The 26,575-nt window shown below is 45.3% G+C and carries 26 protein-coding genes; 20 read left to right on the top strand and 6 right to left on the bottom strand.

Going from position 1 to position 26,575, the window contains the following annotated elements:
* Positions 1–258: 258 nt before the first annotated feature.
* The 12 genes from DV872_RS21195 to DV872_RS21140 all read left to right on the top strand — a co-directional run bounded on the left by DV872_RS21195 (position 259) and on the right by DV872_RS21140 (position 12,314).
* Positions 259–1,476: an ABC transporter substrate-binding protein gene (locus DV872_RS21195; RefSeq protein WP_114631969.1), complete on the top strand. Its 1,218-nt coding sequence runs from the start codon at positions 259–261 to the stop codon at positions 1,474–1,476.
* A gap of 101 nt (positions 1,477–1,577) precedes the next feature.
* A complete protein-coding gene (locus tag DV872_RS21190) occupies positions 1,578–2,498 on the top strand; it encodes a branched-chain amino acid ABC transporter permease (protein WP_114631968.1) in 921 nt (306 codons plus the stop codon).
* A gap of 13 nt (positions 2,499–2,511) precedes the next feature.
* The gene (locus tag DV872_RS21185) at positions 2,512–3,501 is read left to right on the top strand and encodes a branched-chain amino acid ABC transporter permease (RefSeq protein ID WP_114631967.1); all 990 of its coding nucleotides are present in this window, start codon (positions 2,512–2,514) and stop codon (positions 3,499–3,501) included.
* Positions 3,494–4,213 carry an ABC transporter ATP-binding protein gene (locus DV872_RS21180; protein ID WP_114631966.1) on the top strand — a complete coding sequence of 240 codons (720 nt, stop codon included), beginning with the start codon at positions 3,494–3,496 and terminating at the stop codon, positions 4,211–4,213. The genes DV872_RS21185 and DV872_RS21180 overlap by 8 nt, the downstream gene beginning before the upstream one ends.
* Positions 4,213–4,914 carry an ABC transporter ATP-binding protein gene (locus DV872_RS21175; protein ID WP_114631965.1) on the top strand — a complete coding sequence of 234 codons (702 nt, stop codon included), beginning with the start codon at positions 4,213–4,215 and terminating at the stop codon, positions 4,912–4,914. Before DV872_RS21180 ends, DV872_RS21175 begins: the two co-directional genes overlap by 1 nt.
* Before the next feature lie 26 nt (positions 4,915–4,940).
* Positions 4,941–5,963, top strand: coding sequence for a 3-oxoacyl-ACP synthase (locus DV872_RS21170; protein WP_114631964.1), 1,023 nt, complete (start codon positions 4,941–4,943; stop codon positions 5,961–5,963).
* Between the two features lie 69 nt (positions 5,964–6,032).
* The gene (locus DV872_RS21165) at positions 6,033–6,770 is read left to right on the top strand and encodes a beta-ketoacyl-ACP reductase (protein ID WP_114631963.1); all 738 of its coding nucleotides are present in this window, start codon (positions 6,033–6,035) and stop codon (positions 6,768–6,770) included.
* Between the two features lie 30 nt (positions 6,771–6,800).
* Positions 6,801–8,183: an acetyl-CoA hydrolase/transferase family protein gene (locus DV872_RS21160; RefSeq protein ID WP_114631962.1), complete on the top strand. Its 1,383-nt coding sequence runs from the start codon at positions 6,801–6,803 to the stop codon at positions 8,181–8,183.
* Entirely contained in the window at positions 8,184–9,389 is a 1,206-nt protein-coding gene (locus tag DV872_RS21155; RefSeq protein ID WP_114631961.1) for an acetyl-CoA C-acetyltransferase, read from the top strand.
* A gap of 44 nt (positions 9,390–9,433) precedes the next feature.
* A complete protein-coding gene (locus DV872_RS21150) occupies positions 9,434–10,213 on the top strand; it encodes an alpha/beta fold hydrolase (RefSeq protein ID WP_114631960.1) in 780 nt (259 codons plus the stop codon).
* Complete coding sequence (locus tag DV872_RS21145; protein ID WP_114631959.1) at positions 10,213–11,328, top strand: TetR/AcrR family transcriptional regulator; 1,116 nt, start codon at positions 10,213–10,215, stop codon at positions 11,326–11,328. Before DV872_RS21150 ends, DV872_RS21145 begins: the two co-directional genes overlap by 1 nt.
* Positions 11,325–12,314 (top strand): 3-oxoacyl-ACP synthase III family protein, encoded by a 990-nt coding sequence (locus DV872_RS21140; RefSeq protein WP_114631958.1) that lies wholly within the window; start codon positions 11,325–11,327, stop codon positions 12,312–12,314. Before DV872_RS21145 ends, DV872_RS21140 begins: the two co-directional genes overlap by 4 nt.
* Here DV872_RS21140 and DV872_RS21135 read toward each other — a convergent pair.
* From DV872_RS21135 to DV872_RS21120, 4 genes are all read right to left on the bottom strand, one after another.
* A complete protein-coding gene (locus tag DV872_RS21135; protein WP_114631957.1) occupies positions 12,300–13,472 on the bottom strand; it encodes an MFS transporter in 1,173 nt (390 codons plus the stop codon). The genes DV872_RS21140 and DV872_RS21135 overlap by 15 nt on opposite strands.
* Entirely contained in the window at positions 13,463–14,488 is a 1,026-nt protein-coding gene (tdh, locus tag DV872_RS21130) for an L-threonine 3-dehydrogenase (RefSeq protein ID WP_114631956.1), read from the bottom strand. The genes DV872_RS21135 and tdh overlap by 10 nt, the downstream gene beginning before the upstream one ends.
* Positions 14,488–15,675, bottom strand: coding sequence for a glycine C-acetyltransferase (locus DV872_RS21125; protein ID WP_114631955.1), 1,188 nt, complete (start codon positions 15,673–15,675; stop codon positions 14,488–14,490). Before DV872_RS21125 ends, tdh begins: the two co-directional genes overlap by 1 nt.
* 68 nt (positions 15,676–15,743) lie before the next feature.
* The gene (locus DV872_RS21120; protein WP_114631970.1) at positions 15,744–17,090 is read right to left on the bottom strand and encodes a GH1 family beta-glucosidase; all 1,347 of its coding nucleotides are present in this window, start codon (positions 17,088–17,090) and stop codon (positions 15,744–15,746) included.
* 131 nt (positions 17,091–17,221) lie between these two features.
* Between DV872_RS21120 and DV872_RS21115 the strand changes: the two genes are divergently transcribed.
* Positions 17,222–18,070 carry an AraC family transcriptional regulator gene (locus tag DV872_RS21115; RefSeq protein ID WP_158547098.1) on the top strand — a complete coding sequence of 283 codons (849 nt, stop codon included), beginning with the start codon at positions 17,222–17,224 and terminating at the stop codon, positions 18,068–18,070.
* Here the strand turns inward: DV872_RS21115 and DV872_RS21110 are convergent.
* Positions 18,058–19,275, bottom strand: a complete 1,218-nt coding sequence (locus DV872_RS21110) for a CsgG/HfaB family protein (RefSeq protein ID WP_114631953.1) — start codon at positions 19,273–19,275, stop codon at positions 18,058–18,060. The two genes, DV872_RS21115 and DV872_RS21110, sit on opposite strands and share 13 nt — an antisense overlap.
* 232 nt (positions 19,276–19,507) lie before the next feature.
* Here DV872_RS21110 and DV872_RS21105 point away from each other — a divergent pair, with 232 nt between their 5' ends.
* On the top strand, positions 19,508–20,464 hold the full coding sequence (locus tag DV872_RS21105) for a D-2-hydroxyacid dehydrogenase (RefSeq protein WP_114631952.1): 957 nt from the start codon (positions 19,508–19,510) through the stop codon (positions 20,462–20,464).
* 89 nt (positions 20,465–20,553) lie between these two features.
* On the opposite strand, the gene DV872_RS21100 is transcribed toward DV872_RS21105, so the two are convergent.
* Entirely contained in the window at positions 20,554–20,910 is a 357-nt protein-coding gene (locus DV872_RS21100; RefSeq protein ID WP_114631951.1) for a hypothetical protein, read from the bottom strand.
* A 99-nt stretch (positions 20,911–21,009) separates the two neighbouring features.
* Here DV872_RS21100 and DV872_RS21095 point away from each other — a divergent pair, with 99 nt between their 5' ends.
* From DV872_RS21095 to DV872_RS21070, 6 genes are all read left to right on the top strand, one after another.
* Positions 21,010–21,987: a GntR family transcriptional regulator gene (locus tag DV872_RS21095; RefSeq protein WP_114631950.1), complete on the top strand. Its 978-nt coding sequence runs from the start codon at positions 21,010–21,012 to the stop codon at positions 21,985–21,987.
* Between the two features lie 153 nt (positions 21,988–22,140).
* Entirely contained in the window at positions 22,141–23,103 is a 963-nt protein-coding gene (locus DV872_RS21090; RefSeq protein ID WP_114631949.1) for an L-threonylcarbamoyladenylate synthase, read from the top strand.
* A gap of 170 nt (positions 23,104–23,273) precedes the next feature.
* Positions 23,274–23,993 (top strand): FadR/GntR family transcriptional regulator, encoded by a 720-nt coding sequence (locus DV872_RS21085; protein ID WP_114631948.1) that lies wholly within the window; start codon positions 23,274–23,276, stop codon positions 23,991–23,993.
* A 14-nt stretch (positions 23,994–24,007) separates the two neighbouring features.
* Complete coding sequence (locus DV872_RS21080) at positions 24,008–24,406, top strand: 4Fe-4S binding protein (protein ID WP_158547097.1); 399 nt, start codon at positions 24,008–24,010, stop codon at positions 24,404–24,406.
* A 5-nt stretch (positions 24,407–24,411) separates the two neighbouring features.
* Positions 24,412–26,247 (top strand): aldehyde ferredoxin oxidoreductase family protein, encoded by a 1,836-nt coding sequence (locus DV872_RS21075; protein ID WP_158547096.1) that lies wholly within the window; start codon positions 24,412–24,414, stop codon positions 26,245–26,247.
* The gene (locus DV872_RS21070) at positions 26,210–26,521 is read left to right on the top strand and encodes a hypothetical protein (RefSeq protein ID WP_147283233.1); all 312 of its coding nucleotides are present in this window, start codon (positions 26,210–26,212) and stop codon (positions 26,519–26,521) included. The genes DV872_RS21075 and DV872_RS21070 overlap by 38 nt, the downstream gene beginning before the upstream one ends.
* The last annotated feature ends 54 nt before the right edge of the window (positions 26,522–26,575 follow it).

Here is a 26,575-nt window from a genome sequence, read left to right as displayed (position 1 = left end):
AACAAATTGTAGCACGATGGGGTCGCTTTGCGGCCCCTTTTTACATTTAAAGACTTTCGAATAATTGTTTTGAAAAAGAAAAGGGCTGTCGCTTTAGTCTAATTAGACTTTTGCAACAGCCCCTTTTTTTTTGCTGAAAGGCAGATCTTAAGTGACAACCGAATCATCTCTCATTATTTTCTTGACAAATCAAAAAAGGAGTGTAATCATGAATAAGAAATGAGAACCGATTCAGTGTTCACAAACAGGAGGATTTTAATGAATAGAAAGGGTATTTCTCTTATGCTGATACTGCTTATGGCAGCATCAATGATCTTTGCACAAGGAGGCCAGGACTCTGACACAATCAAGTTTGGAGGAGTTTGGCCCCTGGGTGATATAACCGGTGAACAGGCCAGTAAAGCGGCTCAGGTTGCCGTAGATGAAATTAATGCCAATGGCGGTCTGTTAGGTAAACAGGTTGAGCTTATTGTGATTGACAGTGAGTTCAATCCTGAAAAAGGAGCGGCTGCAATTGAAAGACTGGCGACCATCGATAAAGTAGATTTTTTTGTAGGTGTTGTTTCCAGTGGTGTGCATTTGGGCCAGATCCCCACTCTCAAGACATATAAAAAAATAACTATGATTACCGGTGCAGCCAGTCATCTGGCCGAAGAAGCTATCGGTGCCGATCAGGAATGGTATTTTCATCTTCATCCCTGGGATTATAACCAGGGAGCCTCTTATGTAGAAGGCTGGAATGCTATTGCTGAAAAGTACAGTGAAATCAGTATCGGAAGATGGTTTCTGGCATATGAAGAGGGTGCTTTCGGATCTGCATCTTTTGAAGCCACTAAGGCCCTTTTTTCTGATATGGAAATTGATGGTGAACCCTTCCTCTCTGCAGCAGCAGGAGGTGGAGATTACAGCGCAGTTCTTCAGCGTGCAAAAGCTTATGATCCCGATGTCTTTATCTGGGCCGGTTATGATGCAGATGCACTCCCTTTGTTGGAGCAGTCCAAGGCTATCGACTTTGATCCAGCACTCTTTGTAGGAGCGCCTCCGGGATGGCCTGCAGATTTCGGTGAATCCAAATTGGCAGAAGATGTAACTCTCTATGGTCTGTGGGCTCCCAGCCTGAATGAGATCAGTGAGGTCAGTGCTAAGTTCTATAACGGTTTTATCGCTAAGACCGGGACAGAACCTGCAACTTATTTTGCCCCTCTGGGTTATGCGGCAATTCAGATCATCGCTCAGGCTGTGGAAGAAGCCGGGACTATGGATCAGGATGCGATTATTGCAGAGCTTAAAAAGATTCAGTATGAGTCACCCACCGGAGAAGTAATCAGCTTCGGACCATCCAATATTATCAGTAATCAGGGTATTCGAAATCAGAAAATCCTGCAGTGGCAGAACGGTGTTCAGCAGGTAATCTGGCCTTTCGAACAGGCTACCTCAGAACCTAAGTACCCTTTTACTCCCTGGAGTCAAAGATAATATTTCTTCGCCGGGATGGAAGCCCCTTTCACCCCGGCATTTCCATGGTTTATTCAAAAACAAAAATTAATAAAAGGACCTCATAAAAGGGAGACATTTTCATGAATAAAAAAATTGTCGGTATTGTCGGTCTTCTGGCCGTTATTGCCTACCTGATCATTTTGTATACGATCAAACCGACAGCTGTGATATATGGCATTCAGCGGGCCGGTATTTATGCGGCTGTTGCATTACCTATGGCCCTCATACTGGGTATCGTCCATATCGTAAATCTTGCCCATGGTGAGATGATGATGGTTGGTGCGTATATAACTTACTTTATTTCCCACAGTCTGGGACTGGACCCTCTATTGGCGGCAATTCCAACAGGGATTATTATGTTTTTTCTGGGACTTCTACTATTTCAGGTCAGTATCAAACATACTCTGAAAGCGCCGGAACTGAATCAGCTTATTTTAACCTTCGGGGTCGCAATGGTTCTGAGTCAGACCGTAAACCTGATTGCAACCAGTCAGCCTCGAAAGTTGTCATTGGACTATGTCTCGGCAAGCGCAAGTTTGGGAGATATAAGTTTTGGTATCTATGATTTTGTTTTTCCTTTACTGGCACTGGTTTTTTTTGCATTCCTCATGCTGTTCCTTAAAAAGACCCGTTTCGGGAAAGCCGCACTGGCTGTCGGACAGAATCCCAGGGGAGCACAGATCGTCGGTATCAATGTACAACTGACTTATGCTGTCATTTTTGCCATTGCCTCCATGCTGGTAGGTATATTCGGTAGCTTCTTTCTTACAAAATTTTCAATTTTCCCAGCAGTCGGCGGGGCATATACCATGAAATCATTTTGTCTTGTTGCAATGGCGGGAATAGGAAATCTTCCCATGGTTGCTGTGGCAAGTTTGATACTCGGTTTTGCAGAGAGTTCGATTATGTCTATTCCCCACGGTGCAAGCTGGGCACCCATGATCTTTTTTGTTCTGATTATTGTTGTGATCTTTTCACGCAGTTTAAAGGCCAGAGGGTAGGGGGATGACATCCATGAATAAAAAGAATAAATCCCTGGCACTGGGTTTCGGTATCCTTGGAATAATCATTATGATCCTCCCATTTTTTGCCGGTCCCTATGCCCGGATTATCGGAAGGGCTGTCATAAGTTATATGATACTGGCCTTAAGCTGGGATATCCTTATCCGCTCTGGACAGCTCTCTTTCGGTCTGGCCGGTCTCTTCGGTCTGGGTGGTTATATCTCTGTAATCCTTACAGCTAATTTTGGTATTCCCGGTTTGCTCTCTATAGTTCTGGCCGGAGTCATTGTAGGAATCGTTGCCGCTGTAATCGGTGCTGCTGTATTAAGGTTGAGAGGCATGTATTTTGCCATCACAACTATGGCATTCGGTGAGATTTTCAAGATTATTATGCATAACTGGAAGTCTGTTTCCGGTGGACCAAACGGAAAAATTCTTCAGGGTGCACTGTTTCAGGGAGATTCCAATCTGGGTTATGCCCTGATGCTGATTCTGGCTCTCCTGGTCATTCTGCTATCTGAGTATTTCAAAAGAAGTAGATACCATTTTGCCCTTACAGCTATCAGAGACAATGAAGTTACCGCCAAGTCAGGTGGAATAAACATTTATACCACTCTGGTATTCACCTTTGTTGTCACTTCCATGGTTCAGGGAATTGCTGGAGCAGCAAACTCTCAGTTGATAGGGTTTGTCAGCCCTGAAAGCAGTTTCAATGCTAACTATACCCTCATTCCACTGGCAATGGCTCTCCTTGGAGGCATGTATGGAACATGGGGACCCGTAGTCGGGGCAGTGCTCCTTGGTGTCCTCGGTGAATTTCTGAAACTCTATATTCCCTACGGACATCTTGTTGTCTACGGACTGATCATCATTCTTGTCCTTCTATTTATGCCCCAGGGGATTGTCGGCCTGATTAAACGCTATCTTTTTGTTGATACGGGCAACGATCCTCTTCCTGAGGAAAAGTCCGCAACGAAAAAGGAGCTGTCCGAAAATGAGTGAGTTAAGAACTGAAAAGCTGTGCATCTCCTTCGGAGGTCTCAAGGCTACAAATAATGTGGATTTTCATCTGAAGAGTGGAGATATCGTAGGTATTATCGGTCCCAATGGTGCCGGTAAGACGACCCTGATCAATCTGATTGCCGGTATTCATGCCCCCAGTTCCGGCAAGATTTATCTTGATGATGTGGACATTACAAATATTCCTACTCATATAAGAGCCGCCATGGGGATCGGTAGAACCTTTCAGTTGATCCATCCTCTGGAAAATCTGACCCTTATTGAAAATGTCATGACGGGTTTTATCTTTGCCAGAAAAATGTCAGTTCCTGAAGCCAGGATAGCAGCCATTGAACTGTGTCTGGAAATGGGTTTGGAGCGGCTGAACAGGAGCACTGCAAATCTGAATATTCTGGAGATCAAGAAGATGGAGATTGCCAAGGCATTGGCAACAGATCCCAAGATCCTATTTCTGGATGAGGTCATGGCCGGTCTGAATTCGGATGAATCAAAAGAAGTTATTGCTCTGATAAAGGATATTGCCCTCAGGAAATCTCTGGCAGTAGGCGTCGTTGAGCATGTTATGGGAGTCATCTCTTCCCTGACCAACAGGGTCATAGTTCTGGACAACGGGATTCTTATTGCTCAAGGTCCCTATACAGAAGTCAGTAAAAATGAGCGGGTAAGAACCGCCTACCTCGGAGGTGCGGAATAATGTTGAAAATTAGCAATCTGAGCAGCGGTTATGGAAAACTCAAGGTCCTTAACGATATAAGTCTTGAAATAGAGAGTGGTTCTGTAGGTCTTTTTGGTCCTAACGGAGCGGGAAAAACTACATTGATTAATACCATACTGGGACTGGTTGCAGCCCAAAATGGTGAATTGAGTTTTGAAGGACAGGATATCACAAAGCTTCCCACTCACAAGCGTGTTCATTTGGGAATTTCTGTTGTACCGCAGGAGCGGGAACTTTTTCCGGCTCTATCAGTATACGATAACCTGATTCTCGGAGGAACAAACATTCCCCGAGCCCGGGGCAATGTCGCTGTCAATCTTGAGAAGGTCTATACCTTCTTCCCTATCCTCAAAGACCGGGGGAATCAAATGGCGGGAACCATGAGTGGAGGACAGCAGAGAATGCTGGCCGTAGGACGTGCCCTTATGGCCGAACCAAGACTCTTGATTCTGGATGAGCCCAGCCTGGGACTACAGCCCTCAATTGTTCATGATCTGTTCAATATTCTTATTGAAATGAAAAAAGACGTACGTATCCTTGTGACAGAACAGAATGTAAGAGAGAGCCTGCGTGCCGTTGACCGTGGATATGTCATGGACAATGGAAATATTGTCATCCAGGGAACAGCAGAGGAATTGGCAAATAATCCTGAAGTTGAAAAAGCATATCTGGGACTGTAACGAGGATATAGGAAAGGCTGGAATTTATGAAAAATGAAAACATAGGCATTATCGGACTGGGGACTTATACACCTTCTGAGTTTCTCAGTTCACAGGATATAGCCGATAAAACCGGAATCCCGGAAGATGTGATCCGTCTTAAATTTGGTGTTGATAAGAAGCCGGTTCCCGGTCCCGGGGACACAACGTCCTTCATGGGAATTGAGGCTGCAAGAGAATCGCTTGCCATGGCTGGTATTGATCCCGAAGAGATCGATGTGCTGATCTGGAACGGCGCTCAGCATAAAGATTATCTGAACTGGCTGGCCGGTCTGCATGTGGCAAAAGAGATAGGTGCTGTAAATGCCTGGAGTTTTGATATGGAGGCCATGTGCGGTTCCATGATGGCCGGAATGGAGGTTGCACGATCTCTGATGGTGGCTAATCCAGAATATAAGACGGTCATGCTTGTAAGTGGTTACCGTAACGGAGACATGGTGGATTACGGGGTGAAGGAAACATCCTTTATGTTTGATCTCGGAGCAGGCGGAGCCGCCATGATTCTGCGAAAAGGGCACAATGCCAATATTCTCACGGCCAGTGCTTTCCGTGGAGATGGGGACTTTTCAACTGACTGTATCGTTAAGGCCGGAGGGACAAAAAACTGGCCTATGAAAGCAGAGGATACAGATAAGCTGCACTTCGAAATTGATGATGTGGATAGTTTTAAACAGAAACTGGGAGAGAGAACTCTGCCTAACTTTTTTGCTGTTATTGATGACAGTCTGAAGAAAAGCGGACTTGAACGGAAAGATCTGGACTACCTTGCGATTCTCCATTTTAAGAAGAGTACACACGATTACATTCTGAAAGAGCTTGGTCTGAATGAAGATCAGACCACCTATCTTAATGAGTATGGGCATATAGGTCAGAACGACCAGGTTATATCTCTGCTGGAAGGCCTTAAGAGTGGAAAAGTGAAAGATGGTGACAACATCGTTATGGTCGGGGCGGGTATCGGTTTTGTATGGGCAGCCTGCGCTGTTAAATGGGGTCCTGTCTCCGGGTGATATATAGCCAATTTTGAGCAATATTCCGAGACAAAATAGCAGTCTCGATAGTACTAAAAGGAGTATGTAATGAATTTGAATGGAAAAGTATGTGTTGTAACCGGCGGTGCCCGGGGAATCGGTAAACAGATTGTTGAAAATTTTGCTGCTGCCGGAGCAAAAACAGTTATTGCCCTTGATATGAATTTTGATGGATTTGAAGAAATCAGTTCTAAATATACCAATGTTAAATCCAAGGTTTTAAATGTAACCAGTTCGGATGATGTTAAATCAGTCTGTGCCGAGATACTCAAAGAGGAAGGCAGTGTAGAAGTTCTTGTTAATAATGCCGGAATCACAAGAGACAATCTTATTCAGAAAATGTCTGATGAAGACTGGGATGCAGTGATTAATGTAAATCTAAAAGGAGTTTTTCTTATTACAAGAGAGCTGGCTCCTGGAATGATTGAGAAGAATAACGGTTCTATCATCAATATGGCCAGTATTGTAGGTGTGGTCGGTAATGTAGGACAGAGCAATTACGCTGCAACAAAGGGAGGGGTTATCACCCTGACTAAAACCTGGGCCAAAGAATTCGCCCGTAAGGGTGCTCAGGTAAGGGTCAATGCAATTGCTCCCGGATTTATCAGAACTCCCATGACTGAAAAAATGCCCGAAAAAATTCTGGATTTGATGGTCGGTAAGACACCCCTTGCTCGTATGGGAGAAGCCGAAGATGTTGCCAATGCTGCTCTATTTCTTGCCAGTGACAAGGCTTCTTTTGTTACTGCCCAGACCCTTGGTGTGGATGGAGGGCTTGTCCTCTAATCAGGAAAGTTCTTAATAAAGGATACAGTTATGAGTAATTGGAAAAGCAGTCTTAATAAAAAAGAGAAATCCATTGAGGATGCTGTCAGATCTCTGCCGAGAAAGGCAGCGGTTATAATGGGTATGGCATCCATGGAGAGTCAGGGCTTTATGTCCGAACTGCATAAGTATGCAGATCATTTTGAGCATCTGAGAATAATATCCTGTCTGAATATGCAGTCCTATGAATTCTGTGAGAATCCCGAATACGAAGGGATATTCATGAATGAAAACTGGTTTTTCGGGCCTTCAAACCGTAAGGCTGCCAAGCTTGGGTATAATCTTGTGGATTTTATACCCAATAACCTGCATCAGGCGGGGACAAATAAACTTGATGCCCTGAAGGAAGAAGGTGTCAGTATTGTTTACTGGGGTCCCTCCACTGCCATGCGTGAGGAAAACGGATTTTTCAATCTTGGTCTTTCTAATGTCTATGAACTGGAGGCTGTGGAAGCAGCTGATCTGGTGGTGATGGAAGTCAATAAATATGTTCCCTGGATTCATGGAGATACTCAGGTTCACATCCGTGATGTGGACATGGTTGTTTATTATGACGCTCCTATCCCTTCGATCCCGACCCTCGAATCAGCTGGCGTGGAAAAAGAGATTGCTGTCCATATTGCTGAACTTGTTGAGGACGGCAGTACTCTTCAGATCGGAATAGGAGGAATACCCAATGCTGTTGCAGCTCTTCTGGGAAATAAGAAGAATCTGGGTATACATACGGAGATGTTTACAGAGAGCATGATAGACCTTTTTGAAAAGGGTGCTGTAAATAACAGTAAAAAATCTCTGTGGCCTAATAAATTTGTTTTCACATTCGCTCTGGGAAGTCAGAGGATGTACGATTGGCTGGATGATAATCCCGCTGTCCTGGAGATGAGAGGGAAATATGTCAATGATCCTGATGTGATTGCCATGAATGACAATATGGTCAGTATCAATACTGCCATTACAGTGGATCTGGCAGGTCAGGTCTGCTCTGAGAGTCTTGGTCCTGTTCAGTATTCAGGGACAGGAGGTCAGCTGGATACCCACCGGGGAGCCCAGAAAGCTAAGAACGGCAAGGGAATTATTGCCCTTCGTTCCACAGCAAAGAAAGGTACTATCTCTACAATTGTCTCTACCCTTCCTCCGGGTTCGGCAGTGACTGTTCCCCGTCAGGATCTGGACTGGGTGGCAACTGAATTCGGAACAGTACATCTGAGAGGCCGGACATTATCTGAAAGAGCAGAAGCCCTGATTTCGATTGCTCATCCGGAGTTTAGAGAACAACTCACAAATGAAGCCATAGAGCTGGGCTATATTCATTCGAAAGCCCGGAGTTTGCCGAACAAAGAGGCAAGTGACTCAGTAGTATTAAGGAGTAAATAAATGGAAAAAGTATATATTGTCGCTGCCAGAAGAACTGCCCTCGGTAGTTTCGGCGGAGCATTTAAAGGGACCCCTGCCCCAGAACTGGGGGCTGCCGCTATCAGGGCCGCTCTTGAGGACTGTGCAATAGATCCTGCAAAGATAGATGAAGTCTTTGTGGGAAATGTTCTGCAGGGTGCCCAGGGGATGGGACCTGGACGTCAGGCATCTATTGCCGCTGGAATCCCCGATACCGTCCCTGCTCATACAATGAACATGATTTGCTGCAGCGGTATGAAAACCGTAATGCTCGGAGCTCAGTCCATACGTGTGGGTGATAACAGACTTGTTGTCAGTGCAGGAATGGAAAATATGAGCCGCTCTCCATACAATGTTTCATCAGATATGCGCTGGGGGAAGAAACTTGGCTCCATGTCCCTTGATGATACACTTATTACTGACGGTCTGACCGATGTTTTCAATAATTACCATATGGGTATTACGGCAGAAAATATTGCCAGGAAACATAATTTGACCAGAGAGCAGCAGGATGAATTTGCCGTAGTGAGTCAGAAACGGGCAGATACTGCTCAGAAAGAGGGTCGTTTCAAAGCTGAAATTGTACCTTTTACTGTGAAATCCCGCCGAAAAGAGACTGTCGTGGATTCAGATGAATATCCAAAACCTGAGACTACGGTTGACTCGCTCTCATCTCTCAGGCCTGCTTTTGATAGAGAAGGAACAGTCACTGCCGGTAATGCATCAGGAATTAATGACGGTGCTTCGGCGATTATCCTTGCCTCTGAATCTGCTGTGAAGGAGTTTAATCTGACCCCTCTGGCGGAAGTCGTTGCCGATGCACAGGCCGGAGTAGATCCTGCTTATATGGGATTAGGCCCGGTTCCTGCTGTTTCCAGGCTGATGAAGAAAACAGGCATGAAGCTTGAGGATGTAGATCTGTTTGAACTTAATGAGGCCTTTGCCGCCCAGAGTCTTGGTGTTCTGAAGGAGATGGCTGATGAACACGGAGTCAGTACTGAATGGCTGCTGGAACGCTGTAATGTCAACGGTGGAGCAATTGCTCTGGGACACCCACTGGGTGCTACGGGGAACAGAATACTGGTTACTCTTCTGTATGAATTGAAGCGTCAGGGTAAGAAAACCGGAGTGGCGACTCTATGTGCGGGTGGTGGAATGGGTACTGCTGTATTACTTAAGCTTGAATAATCTGCTATAAAAAACAGCATTCATCGTATAGGCAGGAGTTTTTTTTGGACAAATCAATAATGTTAATAGATGGAATGACAATCAGGATGAGAAGGAATAATCCCTCAGAACCAAATACTGTTCCTATTGTTATGCTCCATGGAAACCTGGGTTCGGGTCTCTGGTATGAACAGATTATTGATAGATATTCAGGAAACTGTGCCGCTCCCGATCTTCCTAATTTTGGAGATTCGGGCAGGATGGATTCCTGGATGATTCCCGATTACTCCGCCTGGTTGGGAAAAATTGCTGATGAATTGAACTGGGAACGGTTTATCCTTCTCGGGCATAGCTTCGGAGGAGCCGTTGCCATGGATTTTGCACTATCCAGCCCTGAGAGAGTGGAGCAGTTGATATTGGTAGATTCCTCTCCTGTACAGGGGTTTGTTACTCCCCGGGAGCACTATCCTGCAATTGAAGCATATCGGGATAATCGTGATGTGTTGAAAAAAGCGATAGCATCTATTGCTCCCGAACTGTCGGATGAAATCCTTCTTGAAAAGCTTGTAGATGATGCTCAGAAAATGAAATCTGAGGCATTTATCGGTCATGCAGAAGCATTGGCAGTTGCAGATTACCGGGGCAGGGTTAATAATTATAAAGGTACCGTACATGTTCTCAGGGGTGATAAAGATATCCTCATCAGCAAAGATTCCGCTCTTGAGAGTGCAGACTTTTTTAAAGCCTCTTATTATGAAATTGAAAACTGCGGACACAGTCCCATGGTGGAAAAGCCGGATGATTTCTGGAATATTCTGTTGTGTGTTCTTGGAGAAAATGACTGATGGCTAAAGATACTGATCTAAAAATTAGAAAAGCCGCATTGGAACTATTTTCTACAAGTTGGTTTGAAACTGTTTCAATAGCGGAAGTCTGCCGTCATGCGGGTGTCTCCAATGGTGTCTTTTATCGATATTATTCAAAAAAAGATAATCTGGTACGTGTTCTCCTCGAGGAGTTTCTCAGCCGTTTCAAAAGTGAACTCGAAGATATTCAGGGAAATACGAAAGAAGAGCAGCTTCTTGATTTTATTACAACATTAAACAACGTCGGAATTAATCATAAGCAGTATGTCTCTGTTTTCAGAGAGGGGCAGTATCGTTTTCCCGAGTATGAGGAAAGACTGCGGACTATCTATATTGAAGTAATCAGTACTATTTTCGGCAGGGAAGTGAGGGAAGCGGAATATCTTTATATTATTTCGGGAATCCGCTTCTGTTCTACCAGAGCACTGTATGACGGTCTGCCCAGGGAGCCTGAAAAAATAAGAGACCTTATATTAAACGGAGTTTTCAGAGACGAAAAGGAAGGTCTGATTCCTGATATTCCCGACAGTTTTTTTTCTTATTCAGAGGACTCAGCTGAAGACAGCCGTTCAAGGCTCCTCTCTTCAGGTATCAAGCTTATAGGTGATAAGGGATATCATGCCATCGGTGTTGGGGATATCGCTAGAGAAACAGGTCTGGCAGTTGGAACTTTCTATACTTATTTTAATAAAAAAGAGGAATTCTTCTCAGAGTTGATCAGATTAATCGGTCACCGAATCCGTTTATTTCTATCGGAGCAGACCCTCCCATATAAAAGCCGGTTTGAAAAAGAAGTTTTCGGTATCTATTTCTTTTTATCCTATATGAGCAGGCATACAGAATACTACGCCATTATCAGGGAAGCTGAATTTGTCAGTAAGCCCTGGGTCAGTGAATATTATAATTCATTTGAACAGGGATATATGAAAAATCTCAGCATTGAGGATGAGAAGGATAGACGTATTACGGCAAATTTTCTTATCGGACTGTCTCACTATGTCGGTATTGAGGGGCTGTTGAATGACAGGGTTTCTGACAGCTCTGCATTATTAAAGACAATATCTCAATATTTAATAAAAGGGGTTTCTTTATGAGAATTCTTTCTACAGGAGTCTATGCTCCGGGTAATGCCATTTCCAATCAGGAGCTTATGACTCTGGCAGGGATTGAGTTTGACGGTGAGAGAACTAAAGCAAAGCTTGGAATTGAAAACAGACATATTGCCCATCTAAGAGGTATTAACGAAACAACAGCTGATTTTGCCGAGAAAGCGGCACGGAATGCTATTGAGGCTGCATCAATTGATCCTGACGAAATTGATCTTTTTGTTGTCGGGACAGATACCCCGGAGTACATTTCACCGGCCACCAGTATGCTGGTACAGGGACGAATTCAGAAAGGTCAGCGCTATACCGGAACATATGATATTAACGCAAGCTGCTCAAGTTTTGTAGCTGCACTCCATAATGCTCAGGCCCTCTTAAAATCTGATGCTTCCCTCCGTTACGCCTGTGTTATTGGTGTTTACAATATGCCTGCTTATGCCAGAGCAGGGGATGTCTTTGCATATTCAATTTTTGCAGACGGTGCGGGTGCCGTTATTCTGGAAAACCGTGAAGATAAGTACATGGGTGGTCAGCTTCTGTCTGATGGAACTCAGTGGAATTATATCGGAGTTTACAGCGGTGGTACCAGACAGCCGGTTACTAAAGAACGCCTTGAGAATAATGAATACGGTCTGCAGCTGCTGCAGCGCCTTCCCGGTGACAGAAATGTCAAACTATGGCCAGAGATAGTTGATAAACTGCTTCAGAAGCACAAGCTGAAAAGAGATGATATTGATCACTATCTTTTTACACAGATAAATAAAAAAGTAATTATGGATGTGATGGATGTTTTAGAGCAGGATCATAGCAAAACAACATGTGTTATGGATCGATATGGATATACAGGGAGTGCCTGTATCCCCATGGCTTTCCACCATGCGGTACAGGATGACAATATTAAAAGGGGCGATAAAGTTCTTGCTGTTGCATCCGGAGCGGGCCTGGCTGTTGCCGCCTCCTTATTCTCCTACTGATCTATTCTCTTTCAGAAAGAGTCCTGCCGTAACAATCCCCAGAAGGGGAGCTGCGGATAGAACCTGAAAGAGCAGGGTATAGCCGCTGTGATGCAGAATCCATCCACCGAGGAATCCACCGACAAAAAGGGACAGTCCCATGGAGACAGCCGAGAACAAAGCCATGGCAAGTCCCCTGCTTTCAGTTGGTACAAAACGGGTGATAAGAGTAATCATGCATAGATGGTTGAAACCGAAGGATACACTGTGGCAAATCTGCACCACATACAATGGGAGAATCGTGGATGACAGGGAGTAGACCTGCATCCTGATAAACCCTGCAGCCAGTCCGATAATCCATAATTTTTTCAAACCAAGTTTCTGCAGCAGCCAGGCGGAAAAGAAGAACAGGGGTAGTTCGAATAATGGACCTATGGCCCAGAGACCACCCACATCGGTCCTGCCGAACTTGTTGCTCATTAACAGAGAGAAAAAAGTATAATGTCCCGACATCCCCAGATGATTGAAAAAGGCTATGCCAAGGCCTGCCCAGAACACAAGAGGGAAGGATTTCACTTTACTTAAAAAGGATGTTTTTACCTTCTCATTTTTGTGCTGGTGTGCCTTAGGGAGGAAAATCAGAAGGGCCATGCTGATGGAAAGCAATATGGAGAACGCTCTGAATATGCTAAGAGGCCGGGATGCTTCTACAATTCCGGTCAGCTGAATCAGCATAGCAACTGTAAAAAAACCGAGGCTGCCGAAGAGCCTTGCTTTTCCATAGCTCTTTTCGGCATTCGGTATATTCTGTCCGTAGTGGGCATCCATTAAAGACGCCGGTGATTTGATAACAAAGCCCATTGCCAGTGTCAGGGGTACAATCATTATGAGGTTCTCTTCACGGGCAATAAGAAAGAGGACGATTATAGATGCCAGACATATGGTAAATATGGTGCGTCTGGGGGAGCGGAAACTGTCATAGAAATGACCGATGAGCAAGAGTCCCATGATGCTGATCATCTCATAACTTCCCAGTAGAAAACCAATGCGTGAAGGTTCAAATCCCTTGCTCTGCAGCAGGAGAGGGAAGAAGGGGGATAGCGCGGCTATGGCCCCGAATAATGTAAAATAGCTCAGGCTGTAGAGACTTTGCTTTGTTTTCAGATTTCTTACTCCCAATACAACAGTATTTTTCCGGACTGCCCTCCGCTCATTATTTCAAATCCACGTTCGAACTCCTCTACAGGCATTCTGTGGGTTATTATCCTGGTGATATCAAGTCCCGAACGGATCATGGCTGCCATCTTATACCAGGTTTCGAACATTTCTCTACCATAGATTCCCTTAAGATGGAGTCCTTTGAAGATGATCTGATTCCAGTTTACCGTACTGTCTCCCGGTGGTATACCCAGTAAGGCCACATGGCCTCCATTATTCATCTTTTCAAAGAGCTGATTCTGAGCCGCAGCGTTGCCCGACATCTCAAGGCCCACATCAAAGCCTTCCAGCATATGGAGCTCGCTCATTATATCTTCCAGATTGTCTGTCTTAATATTGATTGCCCGGGTTACCCCCATCTGACGAGCCAGATTCAGGCGGTATTCATTTACATCGGTGATTATGACATAACGGGCCCCCGCATGCCTGGCTACGGCGGCCGCCATGATGCCGATAGGTCCGGCACCCGTAATCAGTACATCTTCACCTACCAGGTCGTAGGAGAGAGCCGTATGAACAGCATTGCCGAAAGGGTCGAAAATAGCCGCAACTTCATCTGAGATAAAATCATCCAGTTTGAATGCATTGTCCGCGGGGAGCACAAGGTATTCTGCAAAGCAGCCCGTTTTATTCACTCCGATACCTTCGGTGTTCCGGCAGAGATGTCTTTTTCCGGCGCGGCAGTTTCGACAGTGACCACAGGTAAGGTGTCCCTCTCCTGTAACCCTGTCTCCCGGGTTAAATCCGGCTACTTCGCTGCCCATCGCCTCAACGGTACCGACAAATTCATGTCCTGTGATCATGGGAACGGGGATAGTGTTCTGAGACCATTTATCCCAGTTGTAGATATGGACATCAGTACCGCATATGGCAGTGATTTTGATCTTTATAAGAAGATCATTGGGACCGTATTCGGGCTTTGGTGCATCGATCATCCAGAGCCCCGTACGTTTTTCTGTCTTGGCCAGTGCTCTCATCAAATCACCCCCAGCTCTTTTCCGCAGCTGATTATCTGCTCTATGGCGTATTCCACATCTTTACTGCTATGAGCTGCAGACATCTGAAAACGGATGCGCGCCTTGCCCATGGGGACAACAGGGAAGGAGAAGCCAATAGCGTAAATCCCTTTTTCCAGGAGTTTGTCGGCCATATTTACGGCCAGGGAAGCATCTCCCAGCATCAGAGGAACTATGGGGTGCTCACCCTCAACGATGGTGAAACCGGCCTCTTTAAGAGCAGTTCTGAAACGGTTTGTATGACCTGTCAGTTTTTCTCTCAGTTCTGAACCTGCTTTTATAAGTTCAAGGGTTTTAATGGCTGTTGCAGTCATAACTGGAGCCAGAGAGTTGGAGAACAGATAAGGACGGGAACGCTGACGCAGCCAGGCAATTATCTCTTTTTTACCCGAAGTATACCCCCCTGATGCTCCTCCCAGAGCCTTGCCGAGAGTCCCTGTATAGATATCTATTCTGTCCTGAACTCCCCGGTATTCGGGGGTGCCCGCACCGCTTGCTCCTATAAATCCAACAGCATGGGAATCATCTACCATAACAAGGGCATCATATTTATCAGCCAGGTCGCAGACTCCCTTAAGATCGGCAATGGTCCCGTCCATAGAAAAGACTCCGTCAGTAGCTATTAAACGGAAGCGGGCATCAGAGGCCTCTTTGAGCTGTTCTTCCAGATCTGCCATATTGTTATTTTTATAACGGTAGCGCCGGGCTTTGCATAGACGTACTCCGTCTATGATGCTTGCATGGTTCAGTTCATCGCTTATGATTGCATCTTCGGAACCCAGCAGTGTTTCGAAAAGTCCTCCGTTTGCATCAAAGCATGAGGAGTAGAGGATGGTATCTTCTGTCTTGAGAAATTCTGAAATTCCGGCTTCCAGCTCTTTGTGGATGGTCTGGGTACCGCAGATAAAACGGACTGAAGAGAGTCCGTAACCGTAGTTGTCCAGGGATGCTTTTGCGGCTTCAATCAGTTCGGGATTATCCGCCAGTCCAAGGTAGTTGTTGGCGCAGAAATTCAGGACTTCCCTGCCATCCTGTACAGTAATTTTTGCTCTCTGTGGAGAGCTGATAACTCTCTCGTTTTTATAGAGTCCCTTCGATTTAAGTTCTTCCAGTTCTGAAGATAGATGACTCAGTATTTTCCGGCTCATGAAATGCCTCCTGTCTATTGTCATTTAGTATATACCAAAAGACTGGAGGCATCCTATAACATATTTACTTAGAGGACCCGGTTTTTCTTCATAACCCGGCTGTAGTATTTTCCCGATTCTTTTACGATCCTCTTTTGTGTATCATATTCAACACGGATCATTCCAAAGCGTTTGCTGTAACCGTAGGCCCATTCAAAATTATCCATAAGAGACCAGAGATAGTAGCCCTTCAGATTGGCTCCCTCTTCGATGGCCCGGTGACAGGCTCGCAGATGTGTTCTCAGGTATTCGATTCTGTCATAGTCTTTTACACTGCCGTCGGAGGATACGCGGTCTTTTCCCGCCATTCCGTTTTCTGTGATGTACACAGGAATTTCAGGGAAAAAATCTTTCAGGTATTTCAGATTCCAGTATAGGGCGTCCGGAGTAATAGGCCAGCCCATTTCTGTACGGGGATAGCCCTTTGGCAGTTGTACCTCTTTATAACCTTCCTTGTTGTCTGCTGCTTCTACGGGGGGGCAGTTATAGAAGTTTATACCGATGTAATCTACCGGGCTGCTGATGATTTTCATCTCTTCGGCCGTATAGTCAGGCATCTCTCCGTTGTGAAGAACATAGGCTTCTTCATCGTATTCACCAGTCATCATGGGAAAGAGGCGCTGTGCATTTCTATCTTTCCATGCCTTCCTTGCAGCCTTGCGATGTTCTTCTGTGTCTAATACCGGCCAGGGGGCATCGTTATTATCAACAAGTCCTACAAAGGAGTCTTTGACATTCTTCCTGAGAACCTGTGTGGCCAGACCATGTCCCAGAAGGGCATGATGAACAGTCTGATTGCTTATTTTGTCGCTCTCAAATCCTCCCGGGGCATGCCAGTCGGATTTATGAGCCAGAGTTGTAAAGCACATGATCTCATTTATGGTGGCCCATTTTTTTACCCTGTCTCCCAGACTGCGGCTGACAACATCACTGTAGTCGGCAAAGAGCTGAGCCATTCTCTTATCTTTCCATCCGCCATATTTACTCTGAAGAACCTGAGGAAGATCCCAGTGGAAGAGTGTAATCAGGGGCTCGATATCTGCTGCCAGCAGTTCATCTACCAGCTTGTTGTAGAAATCCAGTCCTTTTTGATTAACAGCCCCTTCTCCTCCGGGGATAATACGGGGCCAGGCAACGGAAAAACGGTAGTTCTTCAGACCCAGGTCTTTCATAAGAGCTACATCTTCTTTGAAACGGTGATAATGATCACAGGCAACATTTCCTGTGTCTCCGCCGATGACTTTACCGGGAATACGGCAGAATCTGTCCCAGGTACTTTCACCTCTTCCGTCTTCCTGCCATGCTCCTTCTATCTGATATGAGGCCGTAGCCGAACCCCAGACAAAGTCTGAAGGGAATTTGTAGTCTTGTTTCATCTTTATATCCTCAGGGACATGTCCCAATATATGTTTTATATTCTGTATTGTAATATTATTCATTTGATATAATCTTAATTTTATCTGATATTTTATTGTATATATTTGATATTTTAATGTATTTTTTGTATATGGAAGATGTCGTCACCATACAATCTCAGGATATAACTCCTTTCAATTACGCATTGCACAGAATCAGTACCCATAGACCCTGGTCTTTTTCCAGGCACAGACACCAGGGAGTTTTTGAGTTTTACTATCTCTTTGAAGGGGAACTGACTCATCACTTTGATGATCAGGAAATAGTCATGAAGGAGGGGGATCTTCTTTCAATAAAAGAAACAGATTATCATAGTCTGACGGGGCGGGGCTTTGACTTTTACAATCTGATCCTCCCTCTGGAATACTGGGACAATTTAATGGATTCTCTTCATCTGCGTGAACTCTTTGAAGCAAAGAAGATAGAGGGCCGTCTTTATACGCATTTTTTAAGGGATGAGGGATCGAGGATTCTAAATGATCTGGAGCAACTTTTTCTGTACCAGAAATCAGAATACGGAGATATTCTTCTCAGCAGATTTTTATTGAGTCTGGCAGCAGAATTGCTTGGTCCACCTGATTATGAGGAGAAAAAAGATCAGGTTCTTCCCTTATGGATGAAGACTCTGATGCTTGAAGTAGACGGCCGGATGGGTGATCAGCTGACTGTGAAGGATATGTCTGATCTGTCCGGGAAATCTCCAGAACATCTGTCCCGTTCCTTTCGCAGGTTTCTGGATACCACACCTTCTTCATGGCTGAATAGACAGAAGATGGAGCGTGCGGCTCTGATGCTGGAGCACTCAAACACCGCTGTCCTGGATATCGCCCTTTCTCTGGGTTTTGATAATCTTGGATATTTTTACCGGCTCTTCCGAAAGCATTTCGGAGTTCCTCCTGTGGTATATAGAAAGGAGAATGCTATTTATCAGGGTTTCTGATGCGGCTCTTCCCGGTGAAGACCCTGGTAGATATCTGTACGCCAGATGCTGTAGTCCAGTTTCCATCGATGTTCGGAATAACAGTCCAGGTCTATTCTGAGTTCTGCATTGCCAAGGTCCAGTTTGAAATCTTCCGATACACCCGAGGGACAGCTGTATTTGAGATTTTGTTCCATACCGTCATATATCAGGTGGACAAGGGCAAGCCCGCCTCCCGGTTCATCTTCTGACTCGATGAAATTTATTTCCAGGTCAATGGAAACTTCCTCAGCTTTTCGATTCAGGAATGTTGTATTATGTTCAACCCTTGCAGTTTCTCCTGAGCCGGGAATGAGTGTGGTCCTCTCCCTGATCACCTGCTGCAGATCGTAGAGGATGGAATTGAAATGAGTCGTTTTATCCTCCAGTACAAGTGTCTGACCTGCCTCAAGGTTGAATTCCACCTGCCAGTCTGAAAAAAGAATTTCCGGAGTCTGAACAACACCGAAATCCCCGGTTAAGTGTGTTCTTATTACATGCCTGCCCGCCGGCAGTACCAGTTCCTGAGGCTCTGTCGCATCGCCCAGGGTATAGGCGGAAAACTCTCCATCTATATAAACACGGGCATCGATAATAGGGGAGAAGAGGAGAACTCTTCCCGGTTCCTGCTGGCTTACGGCAATGATTGACTTATCTCCTGATACAGACTGGAAGCTCATTTCATTTCCTGTGAGATGCCTGATTAGTTTTTCTGTCAGGGCATGGACAGTATTCTCCTGGTAACCTCTTTCTGAAAAGCTGTAGCTTCTCCCTGTTTCAGTATTGATCAGGTCCAGGTTGAGAAAAAGATCCTGTCCCAGAAATACAAATCCCCCTTTAAGAATATACTGTGCTCCTACCAGTCGTCCGGTTTCAATGATGCTCTTGTCATCCATGACTCCCGTAAACTGAAGTTTTTGCTCCTCCAGAACATCATCCATATTTTCCCGATCCACCAGAAAGACCATTCCTGAGAGGGAGAGGTCCTGTCTTATAATGGAACCGATAAGACCTGCAAGATAATCCTGGTCGGGATCATTGTTCAGATTTTCAAATGGAAGGACCGCAAGGCTGATCTTTCCGTCTTTAGCAAAAATACCTGCTGTGATCCCCAACATCAGAATAAGAATCACCGACATCAGTATCAGGGGTAAAGCTCTTTTATTAAGGATCTGTCTCTTTTTCATGTGGATATTATAGCGGTGCTTCTTCACTTTGTCAGAAAAAGTCTGAACGACCCGGGTTCCGCTGAATGTGAAGTTGTCCCAGAACCGGGTATTCAGGACAAGTTCTGTTAATCCCCTCCTTATGATAGACTTCTCGAGAAAAACGGTGTTACAGTAGAAAATATCGTTGCCGCTGCAGAGGCTGTAATGAGTTCTAAATGCTGCTGAGAATCAGAATAGAAAGGATAATAAAATGAAAATTGTAGTACTCGATGGATATACTCTGAATCCCGGAGACCTCTCCTGGGAAAGTTTGGAAAAACTTGGGGATCTCAAATTTTATGACAGAACTGATGCAACAGAGATTGTCAGCAGAATCGGCGATGCCGAAGCTGTTATTACCAATAAAACTCCTCTTTCAGCGGAAACCATAAAAGCCTGCCCCCATATCAAATATATCGGAGTTCTGGCTACAGGCTATAACGTTGTTGATGTAAGAGCCGCTGCCGCTGCTGATATCCCTGTTTGTAATATTCCCAGCTATGGAACAACTGCAGTAGCACAGTTTGCATTTGCCCAGCTGTTGAACATCTGCCACCATGTGCAGGATCATGCAGACACTGTAAGAGAGGGAAAGTGGACCGCATGTTCCGACTTCTGCTACTGGGACTATCCCCTTACAGAACTGGCTGGAAAGACCATGGGTATTATCGGTTACGGCCGTATCGGTCAGGCAACCGGAAAAATCGCTCAGGCATTCGGCATGAATGTGCTGGCTTTTGATGAGTACCAGAATAAGGATTTAATCTGTGACACAATGGCTTACGGAACTCTTGAAGAGGTTCTGGCACAGTCAGATATAATTTCCCTCCACTGTCCTCTCTTTGACTCCACAGAAGGTATGGTTAATAAGGAAAGCATCGCCAAGATGAAGGACGGAGTTATTATCATCAATACGTCCAGAGGTCCTCTGATTGTTGAAGCTGATCTGGCAGAAGCTCTGAAGAGCGGAAAGGTTAGAGCAGCTGGACTGGATGTTGTATCCACAGAGCCTATCAAAGCGGACAATGTCCTGCTGAAGGCTCCCAATTGTTTTATTACTCCCCATATTGCATGGGCTCCTCTGGAATCCCGTTCCAGACTGATGAATATTGCCGTGGATAACCTGGCCGCTTTTCTAAAAGGTTCTCCTGTTAACAAGGTTAACTGAGAAGTTCTGAATATCTGATTCCTGAACCGGTCTTCCCATTGGGAGACCGCTTTTTATTGCAGAGTAGATGGTGCGAGGCGGAAACAGAATCAAGACTCAAGCCATTTTTTCAGTTCACGGCGTCCGGTGTAATTGCTCTCTTTTTCTAACTCACCATCCCGGTAGAAACGGAGATAGGGAATATGTCCGTTTCTAAAGACTGTCTCTTTGAAGGATGTAAACTCAGCTCTGAATGATTTATTGCCATAGTCCACATAGTAGACTTTAATTTCTCCAGTATCCTCTATATCTTTGAAAACCAGTTTTTGTGCCCACCAGTCGGGACACCAGCTCTGTGTCAGGATTATTATTACTCTATTTGCAGAGTCCAGGATTTCCCGGGGATACTCACCCTGTTTCATAGCCTGCAGATTGTACTCATCTTCAAGTTCTATTAGTTTAATCATATATATAGTATTGCACATTTTTCATGGTCTTGCACATCTATGGGACTGTTAAAGAAGGGCATTGACCGGACGGGAGTTAAAGGGGAGAATTAGCTATCTATGAGGCAGAGTACCAAGTACGGTGAAATAATCCATCACATATACGGACTGATCGAAGAGAAGAAGATTCTTCCCGGTAACGGATTACCCTCCATTTCCGAACTCAGCCGTACCTTGTCTGTTGCCCGGGAAACCGTAGTGAAGGCCTATAAAATCCTTAAGCAGGAAGGGCTGATCGATTCGGTTCCGGGAAAAGGGTTCTTTCTACTGACAGACAGGATCAGCAGTGGCTCCAGGGTCCTGCTTATTCTCAACAGTTTTAATCCCTATATGCAGGTTCTCTATAATTCATTTGCCGAGGCTCTTCCGGAAGGAGTCACGGCGGATGTCTACTTTCACCATAACAGCTATGAGACTCTGAGGAATCTTCTGGAATCCAGCCGCAAACGCTATACCCACTGTATTGTCAAACCCTTTCAGGATAAGAGAGTTCCCGATCTTCTGGAAAACCTTGATTCCAGGAGAACCCTGATTCTCGACAGGGGCGAATACAGTCCGGACGGTTTCTCATACCTCTGTCAGGATTTTTCAGGAGGGATCAAAGATGCACTTCTGCAGGTCCTTGAACGAATTAAATCTTACGACAGCCTGAATCTGATCAGGGCCGTGAATAATCCTCATCCCGAAGAATCTTTTCAGGCCTTCTCCTCTTTTCTTTCAGAGCAGAAGATTCCCGGTGAGATCATTCCGGGATTTGATAAAACAATGATAAGGAAGGGCTCTGCCTATCTGCTTTTAACAGAACAGGATCTTGTTTCTGTATTATCTGTTGTTTCGGATAAGGGATGGATACCGGGAAAGGATCTTGGTATCCTCTCCTATAATGATTTTCCCCTTCTTGAATATGTTGCCGGTGGTATTTCCAGTCTCTCAATTGATTTTGAGAAGATGGGGGAGAGGGCAGCCCAGTTCCCTTTGATGAATGTCGGAATCAATGAGATTCTTAAACCCGGTCTTATCCTTCGTTCTTCCTTCTGAACACAGCGATTTCCAGGGATTATTTTGTTACTCCTTCTGTAAATACTCCGGAAAGTCCTGGAATTAGTCTGGATCAAGTCTGGAAAAAGGACGTAATCTATAGTAGTTTGTCTGAGCCGTAAAATTGCAGGTCTGATTCGAGAGGACAATGAAATGATATTCAACAGCAGTGAAGAAAATATAAAAAAAGCCGCAGATATAATCCTACAGGGAGGTCTGGTAGCTTTCCCGACAGAAACAGTATATGGACTGGGCGGAAATGCCCTTGATCCCAAGGCTGTCGCAGGAATCTTTGAAGCCAAGAAACGACCCAGTTTTGACCCCCTGATCACCCATATTGCAGATCTTGGGAAACTGGAAGAAATTGCTGATATAAAAGATGACAGAATTTATAAGCTGGCTGAGAAATTCTGGCCCGGTGCTCTCACTCTCATTGTTCCTAAAAGAGATATTATTCCTTCACTTGTCACATCCGGACTGCAGACCATGGCAGTGAGAATGCCGGATCATCCCATTGCACTGTCTCTGATAAGGCAGTCCAGTGGTGCCGTAGCCGCACCCTCTGCAAACTCTTTCGGATATCTCAGCCCCACCGAAGCGCTGCATGTGGAAGAGGATCTGGGAGCCAGAATTGATATGGTACTGGAAGGCGGTCCCTGCCGTGTGGGTGTGGAATCCACTGTCCTTGATCTGAGCCGTGAAAACCCCATAATATTAAGACCCGGCGGACTGACACGACAGGAGATAGAATCTGTGCTGGGACCTGTGGATGTATTCAATCGAAGCACCACATCTCCCACTGCACCGGGACAGCTGGAGATGCACTACTCCCCTCGGACGACTCTCCATATCGTGGAAAGTCTTTCACTCCTACCCTCTGAGCTGAAGGCAGGCGCCGGGGCTCTGATCTATAGTGATCCCGCAAAAGGTAAAGGTTTTTCCTGTCAGGAAATTCTTTCTCCTTCGGCTGATCCTGTTGAGGCGGCATCTCGTCTTTTCTCCGCTCTCCATGCTCTGGATCATCAGAATCTAAAATGTATCTACGCCGAAGTCATTCCAGAAGAGGGAATAGGGCGGGCGGTTATGGATAGAATCTATAAGGCGTCTGAAAAATAAATTTGCCGGGGAAACTCCTTCCCTGCAGATTTTTCCTTGTCTCCTGATCCGCATATAAGCGAAAACACTAAAAAAACTTGACAAATGATATGTTCACTTTTACAGTAACTCAACTGGCCTGACAGCTTGACAGCTTGATAGTTGGTAGGAATGAGAGTTAGGGAGATATAATGTTTGAGCAGGTACATCCTCAAAAATTCTATATGCAGATTGCCAGACAAATCAAGAACTCTATTAAAGAGGGACGATTCGTTATGGGTGATATGCTTCCCTCAGAGCGAATTCTGGCCGAACAGTTCGGAGCTTCCCGGGCCAGTATAAGAGAGGCCTTGAGCGCGTTGGAAATGCTGGGCTTGATTGAGAGTAAAAGCGGCAAGGGTAACATCATCAAAGCGGATGCTTCAGAAGGCTCCATTGACAGTGAGCTGCTCCGTTCTCTTCTCCAGGGCCATGATCCCTATGAAATCTTTGAAACCAGGCTGGAGCTGGAGCCCCGCCTGGCAGGTTTGGCGGCTCTCAGGGCAACAGAAGAAGAAAAGAAGCAGCTTCATGTAAAGTACAAATCTCTCTGTAAGCTGTCCGGCCAGTATTCTGCAGGGACAGAAACTGCTCTTGATGAGCTTCTTGAAGAAGACAGAATGCTTCATCTGGCCATCGGCCGCTGTTCTCATAACAGTGTTCTGATCACCGTTTTTTCGGCTGTGAATGCCATGATGAAAGAAACTCACTGGAAAGTTCTGTACAAAAAAGCATTGCAGAAACCGGTGAATATGGAATCCTATCTGAAGGCTCACGAAAGTATACTGAAGGCTATTGATCAGAAAATGGATGGGCAGGTCAGAACAGAAATGTCCAAATATATAAAATCAATTCAAGAGGAAATATTCTAATCATGGAAGGATTGATGACGAAACGTTTTCTGGTAGATCCGACAAAATGTACAGAGTGCGGCAGATGTGTAATGGCTTGTTCCCTTGAGAAACTTGGAATTGTCCAGCCTCAGGAAGCCAGGATAAAAATCAGAAGGCAGTGGCCTGAACCTCCGCTTATGGAAGTCTGCCTTTTTGAAGAATGTCCCGGGCAGCCCTGTGTTGCGTCCTGTCCTTTCGGGGCCATCAAAGAGATCGATGGAAAGGTTTTTATCAATCCCGATCTCTGTAAGGGCTGTTCGAAATGTGTTGCAGCCTGTCCTTCCAATGCTATTCGAATGATCGGCCCCTTGGCTGTTAAATGTGATCTCTGCGGCGGAACACCCGCCTGCATTGCTGAATGTGTAACCAACGCTTTGACTTATATAGGATAAGAAATATGTCTGGAAGTATGTATGACCGAATCATTAGGGTGAACTGCAGTGAAGGGAACAGCAGGGTCTGGACTGTTCCCGAAGATCTCAAGTCCTGGATAGGCGGGATGGGATATGGAACCAAAATATTAAGTGATGAAGTTTCACCCGGTACAGATCCTTTATCTCCTGATAATAAAATCATTCTGACTATCGGCCCATTAACGGGAACCAGCGCTCCTATGCATGCTCAATCCTGTATCGTTACAAAATCGCCACTCACAAATACAATATTGAATTGCTATGCCGGTGGGTTTATCGGGGCGGAGCTTAAGTACTGCGGTATCGATGGTGTTATTCTGGAAGGACGTTCTGAGGAATGGAAAATCCTCATTATTGATAATGATTCTGTGAGCTTTGAATCTGCCGAACAGCTAATGGGTTTGGGAACCGAGGAAACAGAGACCTGGATTAAGAAAAAATACGGTGCTGATTACAAGACCATGTCCATTGGACGGGCAGGGGAAAAACTTGTTCGTATGGCCTCTGTTTTTTCTGAAACCCGGACATATGGTCGGGGTGGAGCCGGGGCTGTTCTGGGCTCCAAGCGAATAAAAGCTATTGCGTTCAGAGGAACCCGGGGAGTCGCTGTTGCAGATCCCGGAGAGCTCTCCCGTCTATCCTCGGAGAACATGAAAGTAATTCAGGACTCCTGCAATGAAGAATACAATCTGTTGGGAATGTTCTCCAAGTACGGAACTGGAGCCGGGATGGGGCTTGTTCAGTCCCGGGGCGTTCTTGCTACAAAAAACTCCCAGTACGGAAGCTTTCATAAATCAGAAGATATTTCCGGACAGTTCTATGAAAAAAACTTCTATACCCGGACTATTTCCTGTCATGGCTGCCCTGTCCACTGTGGGCGGATCCACAAGTTCAATACCCATGATGGCGGAAAATCATGGGCCCGGGGGCCTGAATACGAAACCATGTATTCTCTGGGGTCTCAACTTCTTAATGGGGATGCTCATGTCCTGGCAGAAGCCAATCGCCTGACAGAAGTGTATGGTGTTGATTCCCTGACCATGGGAGTGACAATTGCATTTGCATTTGAATGTGCAGAGAAAGGACTCATTAAGGAAGAAGGGCTGGACCTCAAGTTCGGAGATCCGGAATCCATACTGGGTTTGCTGAAATTGATCGGAGAGCGGGAAGGAATCGGGAATATTCTGGCAGAAGGACCCGCATTGGCTGCCAAAGAAATCGGCGGCGGATCGGAAGCCTTTGCCATGCATGTCAAAAACTCAGGATTTGCAGCCTGGATGCCCCGGAGAATGATCGGGACAGGACTTGCCTTTGCTACCTCCAACCGCGGAGCCTGTCATAAAAGGGCTCCCATCGGTGAAGAAATAACCGGTAAGGTAGATATGCTCAGTTTTGAAAACAAGGCATCTATGGTTAAGACAAATCAGGATATGGTTAATGCCATTTTTACCCTTATCAGCTGTCGTTTCCATGAATTTGTTACACCCCGGGATTTCTACCCGGCTTATATAAAAGCTGCTTCGGGGATTGATCTCGATCTTCCGGGATTCTACTCTCTTGGAGAAAAAATATGGAATCTTGAGAAACTTTTCAATCTCAAGGCAGGTTTGGGAAGGAAGGATGATATTCTTCCGGAGCGTTGTTTTAAAGACAAGGTAAAAGGAGAAAGTTCGGAGTTTTCAGTCATCGATTATGACAGATGGCAGGATATGCTCAGCGAGTATTATGAGCTGAGGGGCTGGAATTATGATGGTGTCCCCGGAGGAGAGATACTTAAAAAACTTGATCTGGAAAAATACCGTTTTGAAAGCCCTTGTTGAGTTTGTAGGCTATTTTGCTCTCAAGACAGGGAAGAGGTCCTTCACCGCTACCCTGGAAAATAGAGAGGCGACTGTTCTTGATTTTCTTAAGCAGGTGGAACAGGCCTTTGTTCATAGTAATCTTATTGTTACTGAGGGTGTCTCCCTCAGATCTGGAGTTCTGATTTTTCACCGTAAAATCAACGGAGGAACAGAACGTATCTTTGATATGAATACCATTCTTGAGGAGGTGAATGGGCACATCATCATTTCCACCCTGATGGGAGGGGGATAAAGTATCCATTGGTCCTGGAAGAGGTCTATAATTATTTCAGGCATATATAAATAT

The sequence above is a fragment of the Oceanispirochaeta sp. M1 genome (genome assembly GCF_003346715.1).
In the GTDB taxonomy this organism is placed as follows: domain Bacteria; phylum Spirochaetota; class Spirochaetia; order DSM-2461; family DSM-2461; genus Oceanispirochaeta.
The sequence above is the reverse complement of the archived record's forward strand: the minus strand, read 5'-3'. Positions and strand labels throughout refer to the sequence as shown.

What these genes read in the sequence shown, in the direction of transcription:
- DV872_RS21185 (WP_114631967.1), top strand. Translation starts at nt 2,512, where the DNA reads ATGAATAAAAAGAATAAATCCCTGGCACTGGGTTTCGGTATCCTTGGA.
- tdh (WP_114631956.1), bottom strand. Translation starts at nt 14,488, where the DNA reads ATGAGAGCACTGGCCAAGACAGAAAAACGTACGGGGCTCTGGATGATC.
- DV872_RS21195 (WP_114631969.1), top strand. Translation starts at nt 259, where the DNA reads ATGAATAGAAAGGGTATTTCTCTTATGCTGATACTGCTTATGGCAGCA.
- DV872_RS21085 (WP_114631948.1), top strand. Translation starts at nt 23,274, where the DNA reads ATGTTTGAGCAGGTACATCCTCAAAAATTCTATATGCAGATTGCCAGA.
- DV872_RS21075 (WP_158547096.1), top strand. Translation starts at nt 24,412, where the DNA reads ATGTCTGGAAGTATGTATGACCGAATCATTAGGGTGAACTGCAGTGAA.
- DV872_RS21170 (WP_114631964.1), top strand. Translation starts at nt 4,941, where the DNA reads ATGAAAAATGAAAACATAGGCATTATCGGACTGGGGACTTATACACCT.
- DV872_RS21115 (WP_158547098.1), top strand. Translation starts at nt 17,222, where the DNA reads ATGGAAGATGTCGTCACCATACAATCTCAGGATATAACTCCTTTCAAT.
- DV872_RS21090 (WP_114631949.1), top strand. Translation starts at nt 22,141, where the DNA reads ATGATATTCAACAGCAGTGAAGAAAATATAAAAAAAGCCGCAGATATA.
- DV872_RS21145 (WP_114631959.1), top strand. Translation starts at nt 10,213, where the DNA reads ATGGCTAAAGATACTGATCTAAAAATTAGAAAAGCCGCATTGGAACTA.
- DV872_RS21165 (WP_114631963.1), top strand. Translation starts at nt 6,033, where the DNA reads ATGAATTTGAATGGAAAAGTATGTGTTGTAACCGGCGGTGCCCGGGGA.
- DV872_RS21080 (WP_158547097.1), top strand. Translation starts at nt 24,008, where the DNA reads ATGACGAAACGTTTTCTGGTAGATCCGACAAAATGTACAGAGTGCGGC.
- DV872_RS21100 (WP_114631951.1), bottom strand. Translation starts at nt 20,910, where the DNA reads ATGATTAAACTAATAGAACTTGAAGATGAGTACAATCTGCAGGCTATG.
- DV872_RS21190 (WP_114631968.1), top strand. Translation starts at nt 1,578, where the DNA reads ATGAATAAAAAAATTGTCGGTATTGTCGGTCTTCTGGCCGTTATTGCC.
- DV872_RS21140 (WP_114631958.1), top strand. Translation starts at nt 11,325, where the DNA reads ATGAGAATTCTTTCTACAGGAGTCTATGCTCCGGGTAATGCCATTTCC.
- DV872_RS21180 (WP_114631966.1), top strand. Translation starts at nt 3,494, where the DNA reads ATGAGTGAGTTAAGAACTGAAAAGCTGTGCATCTCCTTCGGAGGTCTC.
- DV872_RS21125 (WP_114631955.1), bottom strand. Translation starts at nt 15,675, where the DNA reads ATGAGCCGGAAAATACTGAGTCATCTATCTTCAGAACTGGAAGAACTT.
- DV872_RS21175 (WP_114631965.1), top strand. Translation starts at nt 4,213, where the DNA reads ATGTTGAAAATTAGCAATCTGAGCAGCGGTTATGGAAAACTCAAGGTC.
- DV872_RS21160 (WP_114631962.1), top strand. Translation starts at nt 6,801, where the DNA reads ATGAGTAATTGGAAAAGCAGTCTTAATAAAAAAGAGAAATCCATTGAG.
- DV872_RS21105 (WP_114631952.1), top strand. Translation starts at nt 19,508, where the DNA reads ATGAAAATTGTAGTACTCGATGGATATACTCTGAATCCCGGAGACCTC.
- DV872_RS21155 (WP_114631961.1), top strand. Translation starts at nt 8,184, where the DNA reads ATGGAAAAAGTATATATTGTCGCTGCCAGAAGAACTGCCCTCGGTAGT.
- DV872_RS21120 (WP_114631970.1), bottom strand. Translation starts at nt 17,090, where the DNA reads ATGAAACAAGACTACAAATTCCCTTCAGACTTTGTCTGGGGTTCGGCT.
- DV872_RS21095 (WP_114631950.1), top strand. Translation starts at nt 21,010, where the DNA reads ATGAGGCAGAGTACCAAGTACGGTGAAATAATCCATCACATATACGGA.
- DV872_RS21110 (WP_114631953.1), bottom strand. Translation starts at nt 19,275, where the DNA reads ATGAAAAAGAGACAGATCCTTAATAAAAGAGCTTTACCCCTGATACTG.